Source organism: Amphritea sp. GJ51-11 (assembly GCF_055808735.1).
Genome location: NZ_CM147881.1, coordinates 2230938 through 2245750 on the forward strand (window position 1 = coordinate 2230938; position 14813 = coordinate 2245750).

At 48.1% G+C, this 14813-nt stretch carries 10 protein-coding genes, 4 tRNA genes and 1 pseudogene; 4 read left to right on the forward strand and 11 right to left on the reverse strand.

Going from position 1 to position 14813, the window contains the following annotated elements; genetic code table 11:
- Positions 1–13 precede the first annotated feature (13 nt).
- The 10 genes and pseudogenes from AC0L4K_RS09840 to AC0L4K_RS09885 all read right to left on the reverse strand — a co-directional run bounded on the left by AC0L4K_RS09840 (position 14) and on the right by AC0L4K_RS09885 (position 6485).
- Complete coding sequence (locus AC0L4K_RS09840; RefSeq protein WP_473269127.1) at positions 14–421, reverse strand: GFA family protein; 408 nt, start codon at positions 419–421, stop codon at positions 14–16.
- Between the two features lie 195 nt (positions 422–616).
- Entirely contained in the window at positions 617–883 is a 267-nt protein-coding gene (locus tag AC0L4K_RS09845) for a GFA family protein (protein WP_473269128.1), read from the reverse strand.
- 480 nt (positions 884–1363) lie between these two features.
- Positions 1364–2089: a YebC/PmpR family DNA-binding transcriptional regulator gene (locus AC0L4K_RS09850; protein WP_303579801.1), complete on the reverse strand. Its 726-nt coding sequence runs from the start codon at positions 2087–2089 to the stop codon at positions 1364–1366.
- A 165-nt stretch (positions 2090–2254) separates the two neighbouring features.
- Positions 2255–3551, reverse strand: a pseudogene (gene clpX, locus AC0L4K_RS09855) (ATP-dependent protease ATP-binding subunit ClpX).
- Between the two features lie 174 nt (positions 3552–3725).
- Entirely contained in the window at positions 3726–4346 is a 621-nt protein-coding gene (gene clpP / locus AC0L4K_RS09860; RefSeq protein WP_473269129.1) for an ATP-dependent Clp endopeptidase proteolytic subunit ClpP, read from the reverse strand.
- Positions 4347–4459: 113 nt separating this feature from the next.
- On the reverse strand, positions 4460–5794 hold the full coding sequence (gene tig, locus AC0L4K_RS09865; RefSeq protein WP_417222909.1) for a trigger factor: 1335 nt from the start codon (positions 5792–5794) through the stop codon (positions 4460–4462).
- 244 nt (positions 5795–6038) lie between these two features.
- A tRNA-His gene (locus AC0L4K_RS09870) sits at positions 6039–6114 on the reverse strand.
- A 26-nt stretch (positions 6115–6140) separates the two neighbouring features.
- A tRNA-Leu gene (locus tag AC0L4K_RS09875) sits at positions 6141–6225 on the reverse strand.
- A 62-nt stretch (positions 6226–6287) separates the two neighbouring features.
- A tRNA-His gene (locus tag AC0L4K_RS09880) sits at positions 6288–6363 on the reverse strand.
- Positions 6364–6409: 46 nt separating this feature from the next.
- Positions 6410–6485, reverse strand: a tRNA-Arg gene (locus AC0L4K_RS09885).
- A 458-nt stretch (positions 6486–6943) separates the two neighbouring features.
- On the opposite strand from AC0L4K_RS09885, the gene folD reads away from it, so the two are divergent.
- Positions 6944–7795: a bifunctional methylenetetrahydrofolate dehydrogenase/methenyltetrahydrofolate cyclohydrolase FolD gene (gene folD / locus AC0L4K_RS09890; RefSeq protein ID WP_417223386.1), complete on the forward strand. Its 852-nt coding sequence runs from the start codon at positions 6944–6946 to the stop codon at positions 7793–7795.
- Positions 7796–8031: 236 nt separating this feature from the next.
- A complete protein-coding gene (locus AC0L4K_RS09895; RefSeq protein WP_473269130.1) occupies positions 8032–10167 on the forward strand; it encodes an FAD-dependent oxidoreductase in 2136 nt (711 codons plus the stop codon).
- A gap of 314 nt (positions 10168–10481) precedes the next feature.
- Here AC0L4K_RS09895 and AC0L4K_RS09900 read toward each other — a convergent pair whose 3' ends face one another.
- Entirely contained in the window at positions 10482–11327 is an 846-nt protein-coding gene (locus AC0L4K_RS09900; protein ID WP_417222904.1) for a mechanosensitive ion channel family protein, read from the reverse strand.
- A 365-nt stretch (positions 11328–11692) separates the two neighbouring features.
- On the opposite strand from AC0L4K_RS09900, the gene AC0L4K_RS09905 reads away from it, so the two are divergent.
- A complete protein-coding gene (locus AC0L4K_RS09905; protein ID WP_473269132.1) occupies positions 11693–12757 on the forward strand; it encodes an FUSC family protein in 1065 nt (354 codons plus the stop codon).
- A gap of 239 nt (positions 12758–12996) precedes the next feature.
- Positions 12997–14757 carry a sensor domain-containing diguanylate cyclase gene (locus AC0L4K_RS09910; RefSeq protein ID WP_473269134.1) on the forward strand — a complete coding sequence of 587 codons (1761 nt, stop codon included), beginning with the start codon at positions 12997–12999 and terminating at the stop codon, positions 14755–14757.
- Positions 14758–14813: the final 56 nt, after the last annotated feature.

Sequence of the window (14813 nt, forward strand, 5' to 3'; positions counted from 1 at the left end):
GTGTTTGTTATATTTACGCTGGAAAACCTGGCACTTTAGTTACTTGCAACCCCTGTTGATGCCACGCAGTCTGCTCTGAGCAAAATATTTGAGCATCCAATGCTATTGATGGCTCTCCATTTAAACTACCTGCCGGCACAATTAATGATTTACCACTTTGCGATATAAACGGTAACCCAGAGCCACAATTCTCACAGAAAGCTTTAGAAAAAGTACGCTCTTGATGATCATAGCGTTTTACTTTTTCAGCACCCTTAACCCAATTGATATTATCAGGTGATGTGAATAAATTAGAGGCATGTGCAGTACCCGTTAATTTTCTACATTGTTCACAGTGACAAAAGTAAAAATTACTAACGTTATCTGCCAGCGTGAATTCTACGTCTCCACAGCAACAGCTACCTGAAATCATATTAGCCATAGTGGCCTCCGGTGAATAATTGATGGTAAACTTAACGCCTTGCTATGCAACTTTAAGCCTATTTGCGCCCTTGTTTGAACTTGAGTAAATCATCTTGTAAATTACACCAATTGGCTTTGTCATCAGTAAAGATATGCGCATCGATTACAACAGGAATATCGCTATCAAACGTTGAAATTGCCAATTCAATGTCTTTTAAAAAGCCCCCTTCACACGAAAACCTAAACTAGAACCACACTCAGAACAAAAAGTACGAACAGTGCCATTTCGCGCGATGAACTCTTTTAGGTAACCTTTACCCGAAATCCATTTCAACCCTGATACGCCTACTAATGTCCCATATGCAGCACCATGAAACTTACGGCACATAGTGCAATGGCAATTCGCAGCTTGCCCGCTAAAACCCTCAACAGCGAAAGTAACAGCACCACACAAACAACTACCTTTATATAGATCACTCATAGAAACTATCACTCGTTGCAAAAAACCCGCGATAAACGATGGTTTTGTTATAGCTTTGGATATGCCCAAATCTTCATACTACCCATTACTGCTTTGCCAGTAAGGATATATGGTAGCTCCAGTAAAACCGGCTTTTACACATAATCTAACAACCTAAAACGCTGCTTTACTGGCAAGCTGACTTTAAAAACTAGCTGCTTGACAGAGCTCCTAACTCTTCATCAAGTCAGCATACTTCAAATTCACCCCCTCTTGAACCATTGTGAAGACGCACTGTAAATAGTCAGCGTTGAGAGGAAAGATGAAGGGTAACCTCAGGGGCAGTCGCTTTCATTAACCATGAACCTGCTAAATATCAAATAAAAGAGCCCAAAGCTAGAATCCGTAACCGAGATCAACGCTGCTGATAACGTCCGTTAATACAAAAAAAGGCCGATGTTTACACACCAGCCCTTTTTATTCAGCTAACCTGCGCAGTAATTACTCGTCAGGCATCTCAACGTTATGGTAAACCTCCTGAACGTCTTCTACATCGTTCAGCATCTCTAAAAAGGTCTCGAACTGTTCAAGGTCTTCACCGGCCAGCTCAACATAGGTTTGAGGGATAAAGGTGATCTCTTCGACCTCGACCACAAGATCGGGATAGGCTTCATGCAAAGCGGTCTTGGTTTTAAAAAACTCGGTGTGCGGTGCGTAAACAGTGATGTTGCCATCTTCGCTTTCGACTTCCGTTACATCAACATCCGCTTCCATCAATGTTTCGAGAATTTCATCTTCATCGTCATGGGGAAAGACAAAGACGGCCTGATGGTCAAACATATGGGCAACCGTGCCCTGGCCACCCAGTTTAGCTTTACCCTTGTTGAACGCTACCCGAACATCACCGAAAGTACGGTTGTTGTTATCGGTCAGACAATCGGCGATAACCATGCAGCCACCGGGACCAAAACCTTCATAACGGGTTGGTAGGAAGTCTTCACCACCGCCGCCTGCAGCCTTGTCGATCGCTTTTTCAATAACGTGGGCCGGCACTTGATCTTTTTTGGCCTTCTCGATGAGGCGACGCAGCGATAGGTTGCCCTCGGGGTCGACGCCACCATTTTTGGCAACGACATAGATCTCTTTGCCATACTTGGCATATACCTTGGATTTAGCTCCCTGAGTCTTAGCCATGGAAGCCTTACGTACTTCAAACTTTCTTCCCATTGGAAAATCTCTTTCTTACATTAAGGCAGGGGCCATTTTAATTGCTCACCCGCCTAAGCTCTAGTGTGTGCATCCTATTTATTCGCCCAATGGCGCTTAACATAGAATTATTGGTGCAGCATACAAAAAACGCGCCGGGGGCGCGTTTTCATAATGGTGACAGCTTCAATCTTCTGAAGCCGCTTTTGGCGCATCTTGATTTTCGTAGATTAGGATAGGATCAGAGTCTCCTGTGATCACACCCTCATCAATGACAACCTTAGAGATGCCTTTCTGAGATGGCAGACTGTACATAATATCCAGCAGATGCTCTTCGAGGATAGACCGCAACCCCCGGGCACCGGTTTTACGCTCCAACGCCTTCGTAGCAACAGCCTTGAGCGCATCTTCACGGAAATCCAGCTCAGCGCCTTCCATACCGAACAAAGCAGCATACTGCTTAGTCAGTGAGTTTTTAGGCTCGGTCAGGATCTGAATCAGGGCATCTTCATCCAGTTCTGTCAGCGTTGCAATCATCGGCAAACGGCCCACAAACTCAGGAATCAGACCATATTTAACCAGGTCTTCAGATTCTAAATCAGCCAACACATCGGTGATCTTCTTGGTTTCTTCTTTGCTGACAACCGCCGCATTGAAGCCAATCGAACTCTTTTCACTACGATGCTTGATGACTTGATCAAGCCCGGCAAAGGCACCGCCACAGATAAACAGAATATTCGAGGTATCAACCTGTAAAAATTCTTGCTGCGGATGCTTACGCCCACCCTGGGGTGGCACAGAAGCAACAGTCCCTTCAATCAGCTTCAACAGCGCTTGCTGTACACCTTCACCGCTAACATCACGAGTGATCGATGGATTGTCTGATTTACGTGAGATCTTATCGATCTCATCGATGTAGACAATGCCCAGCTGCGCTTTCTCAACATCATAATCGCACTTCTGTAGCAACTTCTGGATGATGTTTTCAACATCCTCACCCACATAACCGGCTTCGGTCAGAGTGGTTGCATCTGCAATCGTGAAAGGCACATTTAACATGCGCGCCAATGTTTGAGCCAACAGGGTCTTACCACTACCGGTTGGGCCGATTAAGAGAATGTTACTCTTACCCAGCTCGACATCGGTGTCGCCTGCGGTTTGTTGAAAGCGCAGTCGCTTGTAATGGTTATAGACGGCAACAGACAGTACTTTCTTAGCCCGTTCCTGACCAATAACGTAGGCATCCAGATTATCTTTGATCTCAGCCGGAGTCGGCAGGTGATCCCCTTCTTCTTGGGGCTCTTCCGCGTCTTGAATCTCTTCTTTGATGATGTCGTTACACAGATCGACACATTCATCACAGATAAAAACAGACGGACCTGCAATCAGTTTTTTAACTTCTGTCCTGGCTTTTACCACAGAAAGAGCAATACAGCAGTTTGCTGTCATCGCCTCCCTCTTTACCGTTGATATCGTCGGACATTCAACTTCCTCTATTTGTCCCAACCATGCCTGGCCAGGCCCTTTAATTTCTTTATCGCGTTAGCCACATTATAGCGAACAATGTGCCCCGCTTTACAGCAAACTTCAAGTGGGTGTCCGATCGAAACACTCGCATAAAATATCGAAGCGACACCGACACAGCGCGGTACGCGTATTAACGGCTAGTCATTACCTTATCGATCAGACCGTACTCAACCGCTTGTTCCGGAGACATGAAGTTATCACGATCAGTATCTTTACTGATGGTATCCATATCTTGACCGGTGTGATGCGACATAATGCTGTTCAATTTGTCACGAATACTCAGAATTTCTTGAGTATGAATCTCGATATCGGTTGCTTGGCCCTGATAACCACCCAACGGCTGATGAATCATCATCCGAGAATGTGGCAGACAGAAACGCTTACCTGCGGCACCACCGGTTAACAACAACGCACCCATGCTCGCCGCTTGACCGATACACATGGTGCTAACGTCAGGCTTGATGAACTGCATGGTGTCGTAGATAGACAGACCCGCTGTCACCGAACCGCCGGGGGAATTGATATACAGGTGAATATCTTTATCGGGATTTTCAGACTCAAGAAACAACAACTGAGCAACCACCAGATTAGCCATATGATCTTCTACCTGGCCAATCATGAAAATAACCCGTTCTTTCAATAATCGAGAGTAGATGTCGTAAGAACGCTCACCACGTGCTGTTTGTTCAACAACCATGGGTACCAGACCACTGCTAGTAATTACGGTAGGGCCATTATAAAAATCCGACATTGAATTCTCTCCTAAATCCTTAACAACGTGTTTGCCACACGTCCAGAAAAAAACGGCGGCCGACCTTAAGCCGACAACCGTTCTTTTATAAACGCAATTAAGGCGAAGGGCAATTACGCCTCTTCTGCTTCTTCAGCAACAGGTGCTGCTGCAGGCTTGATTGCGTCTTCGTAGCTTAGTTCGGTTTCGCTAACCTTAGCAGAATCGAGCAGCAGGTCCAAAACCTGATCTTCCAGAACGAGGTTCTGAATCTGGTTCAGCATCTCTTGATTGCTGTAGTACCAGTCGATCACTTCTTGTGGCTCTTGATAAGTCGCTGCCAGCTCTTCAACGGTAGTGCGAACACGATCGTCGTCCACTTTCAGTTCGTTAGCTTTAACAACCTCAGACACCAACAGGCCGACTTTAACACGCTTCTCAGCTTGCTCAGAGAACATCTCTTTAGGCAGCATGTTAGGGTCGATATTGGCATCAGCACCACCGAACTGCTGAATAGCTTGACGACGCATCGCATCGATCTCACCATCAATCAGTGCAGTTGGCACGTCAATCGCGTTAACTTCAACCAATTTACCGAAGACCGCTTCTTTCAGCTTAGACTTCAGCGCTTGGTTCAGTTCACGCTCCATGTTTTTGCGTACTTCAACTTTGAAGCTTTCAACGCTCTTCTCTTCGATACCGAATTTAGCGAAGAACTCTTCGTTCAATTCTGGCAATACTTGAGCAGATACTGTGTTCACCTTAACGTTGAACTTAGCGTCTTTACCTTTCAGGTTTTCAGCATGGTACTCTTCTGGGAAAGTAACGTTAACTTCTTTCTCATCACCGGCTTTAGCACCTTCAAGTGCAGTTTCAAAGCCAGGAATCATTGTATTAGAGCCTAATACCAGATCCATACCGGTTGCAGTACCACCGTCAAATGCTTCACCATCGATGAAACCTTCGAAATCGATGTTCAGCTGGTCGCCTTCGGCAGCCGCTTTGTCAGCTTCTTCAAAAGCAGCTTGCTGCTTCTGTAGAGTATCAACCATCTGATCAAGATCAGCATCTTTTACTTCAGCGGAATTCTTTTCGATTTCAACGCCGGAAAAGTCAGCCAGTGTAATTTCTGGGTACACTTCAAAAGTTGCAGTGTAAGAGAAATCTTCACCCTCTTTGTCGGTTTTGAATTCAACATTTGGGCCACCAGCAGGTGTCAGGCTTTCTTGCTGTATCGCTTCATAGAAGCTCTGCTGCACAACTTCACCGATGACTTCCTGGCGAATGCCTTGGCCGTAGCGCTTTTTAACCACTTTAACTGGCACTTTACCGGGACGGAAACCGTCCAGACGAACGGTACGAGCCGTCTCTTGAACACGCTTGGCTACATCGCTATCAACACGATCAGCAGGTACAACAACAGTCAGTTGACGCTCAAGACCAGTAGTGGTTTCTACGGATACTTGCATGGAATTCCTCACAAAATTATTTGTATCGTAACAAATCTGAAAATTGACCTGTCGCTCACCCTCTTACGTTAGTAGAGGCCTATCACTACAGGTGCCAGAATTTCTAAAGGCGGAAATTGTCCGGGAAGCGGTGCTATTAGTCAAGCAAAAGCGTTGAATATCAACGTATGCAGCATAAATGCACGGATCACTGACAAAAGGATTAAAAAAGAGATAAATAAAGGGAATAAGAAGAATTAAGAAATGGGGTGGACGATGGGGTTTGAACCCACGACCGCCGGAATCACAATCCGGAGCTCTACCAACTGAGCTACGCCCACCACAGGCGTACTTCCGAGGAAGTTAATGGTGCGAGTGGGGAGACTCGAACTCCCACACCGTAAGATACTGGTACCTAAAACCAGCGCGTCTACCAATTCCGCCACACTCGCATAAAACATGGTAAGTTATCGTTGCAATGACATTAGAATATCATATTCAGATAACGATGTATTGGGGTGGACGATGGGGTTTGAACCCACGACCGCCGGAATCACAATCCGGAGCTCTACCAACTGAGCTACGCCCACCATAACAATACATTTAACTCTTTGACACTTTTTTGTCAGACCTTACTGGCGCGCCCGGCAGGGGTCGAACCTGCAACCGCTCGCTTAGAAGGCGAGTGCTCTATCCATTGAGCTACGGGCGCCTGACACTGCCCGATCTCGTTGAAGTTCAATTCACACTTAGGTGCTTCGTGCCCCTCTTCAAGATGGAGCGCATAATATATATCGCTTTATATTCCGTCAACACCCTTTTTAAAATTTAAGCAAAATAAACCACTTAGATGTCGATAACCGCACTAACCGATCACTTTTTATACATAACTAAGGATATCGGCTGAGTGAGTCGACGTAGTAACGTTCATGCTTAGCTAATCCCCTCACCTATTTATCAATCGATGCCTTGCCTTTAGTTACCGTCTTTCCTCTATCTAGCCTAAAAACCAAAACCACCTATATATAGGACATCCATTAAGCATTTAGCACCCCACGTGCTCTAAAGCACTCTCATCCCATAGCGAGCCGCGATAGCCCTTGGAGGAATAGCGCAACCATGAGACAATCCGCGCCATCAAAATTAATGACTGGGGAAGACATTCGTAAGATGAGCGCTCAGATAATTGACGGCAAGCAGATTGCCCAAAATGTTCGCGAACAGGTAGCCGTGGGTGTTAAAGCCCGCCTTGATGCGGGTAAACGCGCCCCATGCTTGGCTGTTATCCTCGTTGGCTTCGATCCCGCCTCGCAGGTATATGTCCGAAACAAGAAAAATGCCTGTAAAGAGGTTGGCATTGAATCGGTTTCTTATGACCTACCGGCAGATACCGGCCAGCAACAGCTGCTAGATCTGGTCGATAGCCTTAACAGTAATGACCAGATCGATGGCATTTTAGTGCAGCTACCCCTGCCCGCCCACCTCGAAGCGAACGAGATTCTTGAGCGCATCCGCCCAGAAAAAGATGTTGATGGTTTCCACCCCTTCAACTTGGGCCGTCTGGCGCAACGCTTACCCGCACTGCGTCCTTGCACCCCCAAAGGGGTTATGACATTGCTGGAATCGACCGGCGAAGCGATTCGCGGTAAAGATGCGGTCATCGTTGGGGCGTCCAACATTGTTGGCCGCCCAATGACACTCGAACTACTACTGGCGGGCTGCACAACTACTACCACCCACCGCTTCACGAAGGACCTCGCTGCCCATGTACAGCGCGCCGATATCGTGGTAGTCGGTGTTGGCAGACCCGGACTGGTTAAAGGGGAATGGATTAAGCCCGGCGCTATCGTTATCGATGTGGGCATTAACCGTCTTGAAGATGGCCGCTTAGTGGGTGATGTGGATTACGCCGTTGCCGCCGAACGGGCCGGTTGGATCACCCCTGTTCCCGGAGGTGTCGGCCCAATGACCGTTGCGACACTGATGGAAAATACCCTGGAAGCGGCCAACAACAATAGCTAAGTCGCTACACTTCAACGCTGTTCCACCAAACAAGCCTTTTTCTCTCTGCCTGAGCGATAAAGGCTTTTTATGCCTAGCCAGCCGAACACCCACCATCTAACCGCCCATACTCTAACCCACTGCTGTAAAATAAACTGAACCACCCCCCGCTGAAACAATCAGTCTTTCAGGATATTTTCAGTTTACTGTGCGATTATCCCTAGCACTTACCCCACTCTTGCCAAGCAGAGCTGTTTATGAATAGTAAAAAAATCATCTTAATCGTTGTTATTGCCGCATTAATAGGTGCTTTCTTCCTGTTAGATCTCGGTAGTTACCTCAATCTAGAATATATAAAAACGCAACAAGACAGCCTGCAAAGCTGGGTCGCGGCCAATAAAGTATTAGCCATCGCGGCCTTTGTCGTGTTCTACGTACTGGTTACCGCACTGTCATTACCCGGCGCCGTCATTATGACGCTGGTCGGCGGCGCTATCTTTGGCCTCGCGACGGGCTTGATTCTGGTCTCCTTTGCTAGCGCGACCGGTGCCACCCTCGCCTTCCTGATGGCTCGCTACCTATTACGGGCACCACTGACGAATAAATTCTCTAATTACATTGACCCGATTAACCGCGGCATCGAGAAAGATGGTATCTCCTATCTCTTTACCCTGCGCTTAGTACCGCTGTTTCCGTTCTTTGTCATCAACGCGGTCATGGGCCTGACTCGCATGAAGGCAACCACCTTCTACTGGGTAAGCCAACTGGGCATGTTGCCGGGTACTGCGATCTTCGTAAACGCCGGTACACAGCTGGCCCTGATCGAACAGCCTAGCGATATCCTGTCACCAGGGCTGATTCTCTCCTTCTGCTTGCTAGGCATCTTCCCTTGGATCGCCAAGGCTATTGTCGATAAAGTGAAACAACGTAAGGTTTACAGCGGTTATACCAAGCCGAAAAAATTTGACACCAACATGGTCGTTATTGGTGCCGGTGCCGGCGGTTTGGTTACCTCTTATATCGCAGCGGCCACCAAGGCCAAAGTCACACTGATCGAGCGCCATAAAATGGGCGGCGATTGCCTTAACACCGGCTGCGTACCTTCTAAAGCCTTGATTCGTACCACCCACTTCCTTGCCGATGTCCGCGACGCGAAAGATCTGGGTATTCGCAACGCCGCTGTCGAATATGAATTTTCAGAAGTCATGGATCGGGTTCAGCGGGTTATCGAAACGATTGAGCCACACGACTCCATCGCCCGCTATGAATCCCTCGGCGTCGATTGCGTTACCGGTGATGCCTTTATTCGTAGCCCGTGGGAGGTCGAGGTCAACGGCAAAACCATTACCACGCAAAATATTGTTATCGCCACCGGCGCACGGCCTACGCTGCCAAGCATCCCCGGCATAGAACAAGTAGAGCCACTCACTTCCGATACTATTTGGGGCCTACGTCAGCGTCCTGAACGCTTACTGGTACTCGGTGCCGGCGCGATCGGCTGTGAACTGGGCCAATGTTTTGCCCGCCTCGGCAGCCAAGTCTCTATCCTCTTTCGTGGCACCCAGGTGCTGACCAAGGAAGATCAGGATGCTGCTGCGGTAGTTGAAAAACGCCTACAACAAGACGGCATCCAGATCTGCGCCAGTCATACCCCTGTGCGCTTTGAAGTCACAGACGCCGGTTTTGAGCTTGTCTGTCGCCATAACGATCAAGAAAAACGTATCGGGTTCGACAAACTACTGGTTGCCACTGGCCGTACCGCCAATGTGACCGGCTTCGGTCTCGAAGCGATGGGCATCACAGCTAAACCGGGCGGCACAATCCAAGTCGACCCTTACCTACGCACTCGCATGCCAAACATCTTAGCCTGCGGTGATGTCATTGGGCCTTTTCAGTTCACCCATGCCGCGGCTCATCAAGCGTGGTTTGCTTCAGTTAACGCGCTATTCGGCCAACTGAAGAAGTTTAAAGTAGACTACTCCCTCATTCCTTTTACCACTTACACCAGTCCAGAGGTTGCGCGTATTGGCCTGAATGAGAAGCAAGCGATTGATGAGGGTATTGCCTATGAAGCGGTGCGCTACAATCTCGAAGAGCTGGACCGAGCCATCACCGATGAAGCCGCCTACGGTTTTGTTAAAGTCTTGCTTAAACCCGGCAGCGATAAAATTATTGGTGTCACTCTTGTCGGCGAGCATGCCGCAGAGATGCTGCCAGAATTCGCCTTAGCGATGAAAAACAAACTGGGCTTAAATAAGATTCTCGGTACTATTCATGCCTACCCAACGCTCAACGAAGCCAACCGTTTTGTTGCCGGAGAGTGGAAGAAAAAACATGCGCCACAAAAGATTCTCGCCTGGTTAGAAATCTTCCATCGCTGGAAGCGCGGTTAACTTAGAGACCACAACCTAGATACTGAAAGCGCCGCTAAACGGCGGCTTATATTGGCTTATCAAAGACTGATATTCGGACTGATAGAAACGCTGATGCGAGGGCTGTCACAAAGGCCTAGAAAGGGGCCTAGATCAGCACAAAAAAGCAGGTGTATTAAATGTTGTATTAAAAATACACCCGTATCGAACCTTACTGTTGACCAAAGCAACGGTATTAAAAAAGCCCTGCCGTTATGACAGGGCTTTTTATTTTTAAGCACTTAATTATTATATATCAGAAGGTTATCTATATAACCTAACAAAATTAATGAGCTTTAAAGTTGGCTTTTTTCGTTGGTTTCATTCACCAAAATCACTTTCCGATGGGGGAATGGAATCTCGATATCATGTTCATCCAAGGCTTTCTTGATCTGCTCTGGTACTGAGTACAGCACATCAAAATAGTGCTCACCCTGACAGAAAGGTCGTACCAGAAAATCAACCGAACTGTTATTCAATGTCTCCACTTCAACAAAGGGTACTGGTGTTTTCAACACATGGGGATGGTTAGCCAAAACCGTTTCGATTACAGCCCGGGCAGCATCGATACTTTCGCCATAAGCCACCCCAAAATGCATATCCACACCACGCACATCATAGTGCGAATGATTGATAATCTGATCACCCCAGATCTGTGAATTAGGCACAATAATTTGCTGGTTATCGAATGTTTGCAGCACCGTGGTAAACATATCGATCTCCGTCACTTTACCAAACCGCCCTGCCGCATCGATAAAATCATTCACCTTGTAAGGTCGAAAAATCAGCAACATGACACCGGCGGCCAGATTCGACATCGCCCCCTGAAGCGCTAAACCAATCGCTAAACCGGCGGCACCGAGCAAGGCAACAATCGATGCGGTTTGTACGCCAAACCGATTAAGCACGGCAATCATGACAAAAGCGATAATGATATAGCGCGCCATGCTGCCTAGAAAACGAAACAGCGTATCATCGAGATGCTGATTTTTCTGACTACCAGCAACAATCATTTTGTTAACCTTGCCGGCAAACCATAATCCCAATAGCAAAATAATGATAGCCAGCAGAACATTGCTGGCCCAATCAAGCGCCACCGGAAAGTATTGGTTAATATCTAATTCATCAAGCATTTTTGACATCTTGTTATTGCCTCTAGTCATTAGTGTGTACAGCTGATGCTATTATTGCGTGATTGCGCCATCTGCAAGCCCAAAATAGCGAATAACCCACGCAATAGCGAGTTAGGTCAATAAAACCCTGCGCCTGACGCTTTTCTTACCAAAATAGCTAGGCGTATAATTAACTTGTTAACTGCTTTGCTTAACGATGACGCTAGCGACTTTACCTAGCACTACCCTGAGCGGTAACACCTTGGTGTTATCTTGACCCAAAGATTCAAGCATGACGCTCGACTAGGGTTAAACAATACCCTATGTAAACACCTTGAATCGGGGCCGCTATCAGACGGTGACTTAATTACCTTATCCAGCCTTCAGGAACGCCATTGAATAACAACGCCCCACTATCCCGACTTTACAACAGCATTAAGCCACTACTTGAGCTAAGCGATCATAAGCGACCGATTGGCTTTATACTGATCTCGGCACTGGCGGTGGGGCTACCGGGTTTGTTTGGCGCCTGGGTCGGCGATTTCCCTACCTCTATGCTGGCCTGTATGGGTGGGCTATCGGTTTTGTATATGCGGCAGACCAATATTCCCCGCCGAATGATGACTCTAGCCACCTGCGCGTTTGGCTTTGCCGTTAGTTTTGCATTAGGCGTGTTAACCAGCTTTGACCCTTACCTATCCGCCGCGACACTGACGCTGAACGTGTTTATGGTCACGGTGATCTGCCGCTTTTATTCTGTGCCGCCACCCGGAACACTGTTTTTTGTAGTCGTCGCATGCTTGGCCAGAACACTTCCCTATGATCTCTCACTGGCAGCAGAACGGGTCGGCATACTGATGTTCGGCGCGATGGGCGGGTGTTTTCTCGCGCTAATCTACAGCGTCTATCAGGTTTATATATCGAAAACGTTTGTTGACCGCCCTACCGAAGCCATTGACCATCACATTCTGGCTATCAGTATCGAATCATTAGTGATCAGTCTGTTTGTGGGTGGTGGTTATTGCTTAGCCCTATTTCTACAGCTGGATAACCCCTACTGGGTTCCCATCTCCACCACTGCGATTATGCAAGGCGCGACATTCAGGGCGATCTGGCACCGCAATGTGCACCGCATCTTCGGCACGACGCTGGGCATGGGGATCGCTTGGATGATCTTTTCGCTGTCGCCCGGCCCATGGGAAACCGCTGTATTGATTTTACTACTGAGCTTTTTTATTGAGGTACTCATTACCCGTAACTACGGCCTAGCCGTACTGTTTATCACACCACTGACCGTAATCTTCGCTGATATCAATGTCCCGGCCAGTGAAACCGATCAGCTAATGCTCGCTCGCCTATTCGATATCGTTCTTGGCTGCCTCATTGGCTACCTTGGCGGCTGGGTGATACATCACCCTAAGTTTGTCGCGGCAGTAAAAAAACGGCTATCACAACGATAACCATTGCAAGGTTTACACTGGAGAACAGATTGCCCCGAAGGGGCTCTAGTCTTACTTAATCGGCAAAGATCCCTTAATCTGTCTGGCAATCCCGGGCATGAAACCCTAAAGTTATAACTAACCGGCATGCTGACACCTCCTCTTTGGTGTCATTGAATCGCTAAAGAGACCGGTTTGCGCCAAGCCCCATTGCCATTGCAGCGCGGGCTGACGTTAGGGAGTTAAGATTAGGAGTTAAGATGAAACATTTTCTCGACACCATTTCCTCTTCTAAGCAACTCGAACGCTTTCTTAACCAACCGCAGATTCAAGCGGCACTTCAGCGATCCCAGTCCGTGCTGGTGCAGGTCTTCACTGCAAGTACCGATATCGATTGGATTAACCTACTCAGCACACAGATCAAAATCCTGATCCCCCATGCCACTGTTGTCGGCACCTCCTCCGGAGGCGAGATTGCCGCCGGTAAAATCGTTGTCGAATCGACCCTGTTATCGTTGCTGTGCTTTAGCGATACAGACCTACACCTCGAACTCGTTAGCCAACCGAGTAATGAATACAGCAGCGGCGCCGATGTTGGTTCACGCCTGAGCCAGCTAGCTAACCTAAAAGGCGTCTTGCTGATGGCCACACCCACCAGCCTAGATTGTGCCCGACTGTTAGAGGGGCTAGACGACAAGCTACCGGATATCCCCGTTTTCGGCGGTGGTGCAGGCTCGGAAGGAGCCAAGGCTGAAGCCTTTATTTTTACCACTGAGGGGATCTTCAAATCGGGTTTATTAGCGGTTGGACTGCAAAGCACCTCGCTGCACCTTAAAGTCACATTACAGTTTGGCTGGGAAGCGCTAGGCCCACGCATGACCCTCACGAAGGTTGAACACAACATCATACATACCATTGATCGCAAGCCTGCTTTTAAGGTCTATAGCCAACATTTCAATATCACCTCCGATGATGAGTTATTCCTGCTAGAGTTCCCATTACTCATCGAGCGCAATGGCCATACCTTGGCACGCAACCCCACCGCCACCAATCGATCTGGCGAGGTGTCGATGATCGCCGATGTTAAACAGGGTGAAACGGCACGGTTAGGTTATCTTAATGTCGATACTGTCATAACAGACACCGAAACCACACTCAATGTGCTCCACCTGTTTCAACCGGATGCGATTCTGCTCTATTCCTGCGTCTGTCGGCGCTTCTTTTTGCAACAAGAAACCGAGCTAGAAACCCGCCCCTTTCAGCATCTAGCCCCTACTGCCGGTTTATTTACCTACGGCGAATTCATCCGCCTAAGCGGTAAAATTCAATTACTCAACTCTAGCCAAGTCGCCGTGGCCTTGCGTGAGGATGATGACTCCCTGCCTATGAAGGCCCCGAGCGCCCTGAAGCACAAAACCATGAATCAAAGCAGAACGCGACATGCTCGCATCACCAGTCGATTACTGCAGTTCGTCAACACCTTGACCGAAGAAGTCGATGAGGCGAATCGTTTACTCAAACACCAAGCGGAGCACGACCCGCTCACCGGCGCGTTTAACCGCCAGGGCTTACTCGGCAAACAACTTGAAGAGATGTCGAGAGCCGTGCGTCATGGACACTCACTGTCCATCCTGATGCTCGATATCGACCACTTTAAACGGATTAATGATCAGTTTGGCCATATTACCGGTGACTTTGTACTGAAGAAGGTCGTGGACACCCTGCATAACAATTTGCGCAAACACGATCTGCTGTTCCGCTACGGAGGCGAGGAGTTCGTTATTCTGCTTCCTGAGATCGATCTTAGCTGTGCTTTGATGGCCGCCGAAAAACTGCGCAGTAAAATTGAGGACCTATCGCTGACCTATAATGACCAATGCCTGCCCCCCGTGACTGTCTCTATCGGCGTAGTCTCTACACCCCAAGATGGCACTGTGTTACCGGATTTAATGGAAGCCGTCGATAGCGCCCTCTATCGCGCTAAGGAGAACGGTCGCAACCGCGTTGAACATATCGACTAAATTGCCCTGCCAATAGGCAGAGCAAAAGAAGCTTTCACACATACGAGGCACAAAAA

Excerpts from the sequence above, each read along its gene's own strand:
- AC0L4K_RS09840 (WP_473269127.1), bottom strand. The coding sequence starts at position 421 with ATGGCTAATATGATTTCAGGTAGCTGTTGCTGTGGAGACGTAGAATTC.
- AC0L4K_RS09845 (WP_473269128.1), bottom strand. The coding sequence starts at position 883 with ATGAGTGATCTATATAAAGGTAGTTGTTTGTGTGGTGCTGTTACTTTC.
- AC0L4K_RS09850 (WP_303579801.1), bottom strand. The coding sequence starts at position 2,089 with ATGGGAAGAAAGTTTGAAGTACGTAAGGCTTCCATGGCTAAGACTCAG.
- clpP (WP_473269129.1), bottom strand. The coding sequence starts at position 4,346 with ATGTCGGATTTTTATAATGGCCCTACCGTAATTACTAGCAGTGGTCTG.
- tig (WP_417222909.1), bottom strand. The coding sequence starts at position 5,794 with ATGCAAGTATCCGTAGAAACCACTACTGGTCTTGAGCGTCAACTGACT.
- folD (WP_417223386.1), top strand. The coding sequence starts at position 6,944 with ATGAGCGCTCAGATAATTGACGGCAAGCAGATTGCCCAAAATGTTCGC.
- AC0L4K_RS09895 (WP_473269130.1), top strand. The coding sequence starts at position 8,032 with ATGAATAGTAAAAAAATCATCTTAATCGTTGTTATTGCCGCATTAATA.
- AC0L4K_RS09900 (WP_417222904.1), bottom strand. The coding sequence starts at position 11,327 with ATGTCAAAAATGCTTGATGAATTAGATATTAACCAATACTTTCCGGTG.
- AC0L4K_RS09910 (WP_473269134.1), top strand. The coding sequence starts at position 12,997 with ATGAAACATTTTCTCGACACCATTTCCTCTTCTAAGCAACTCGAACGC.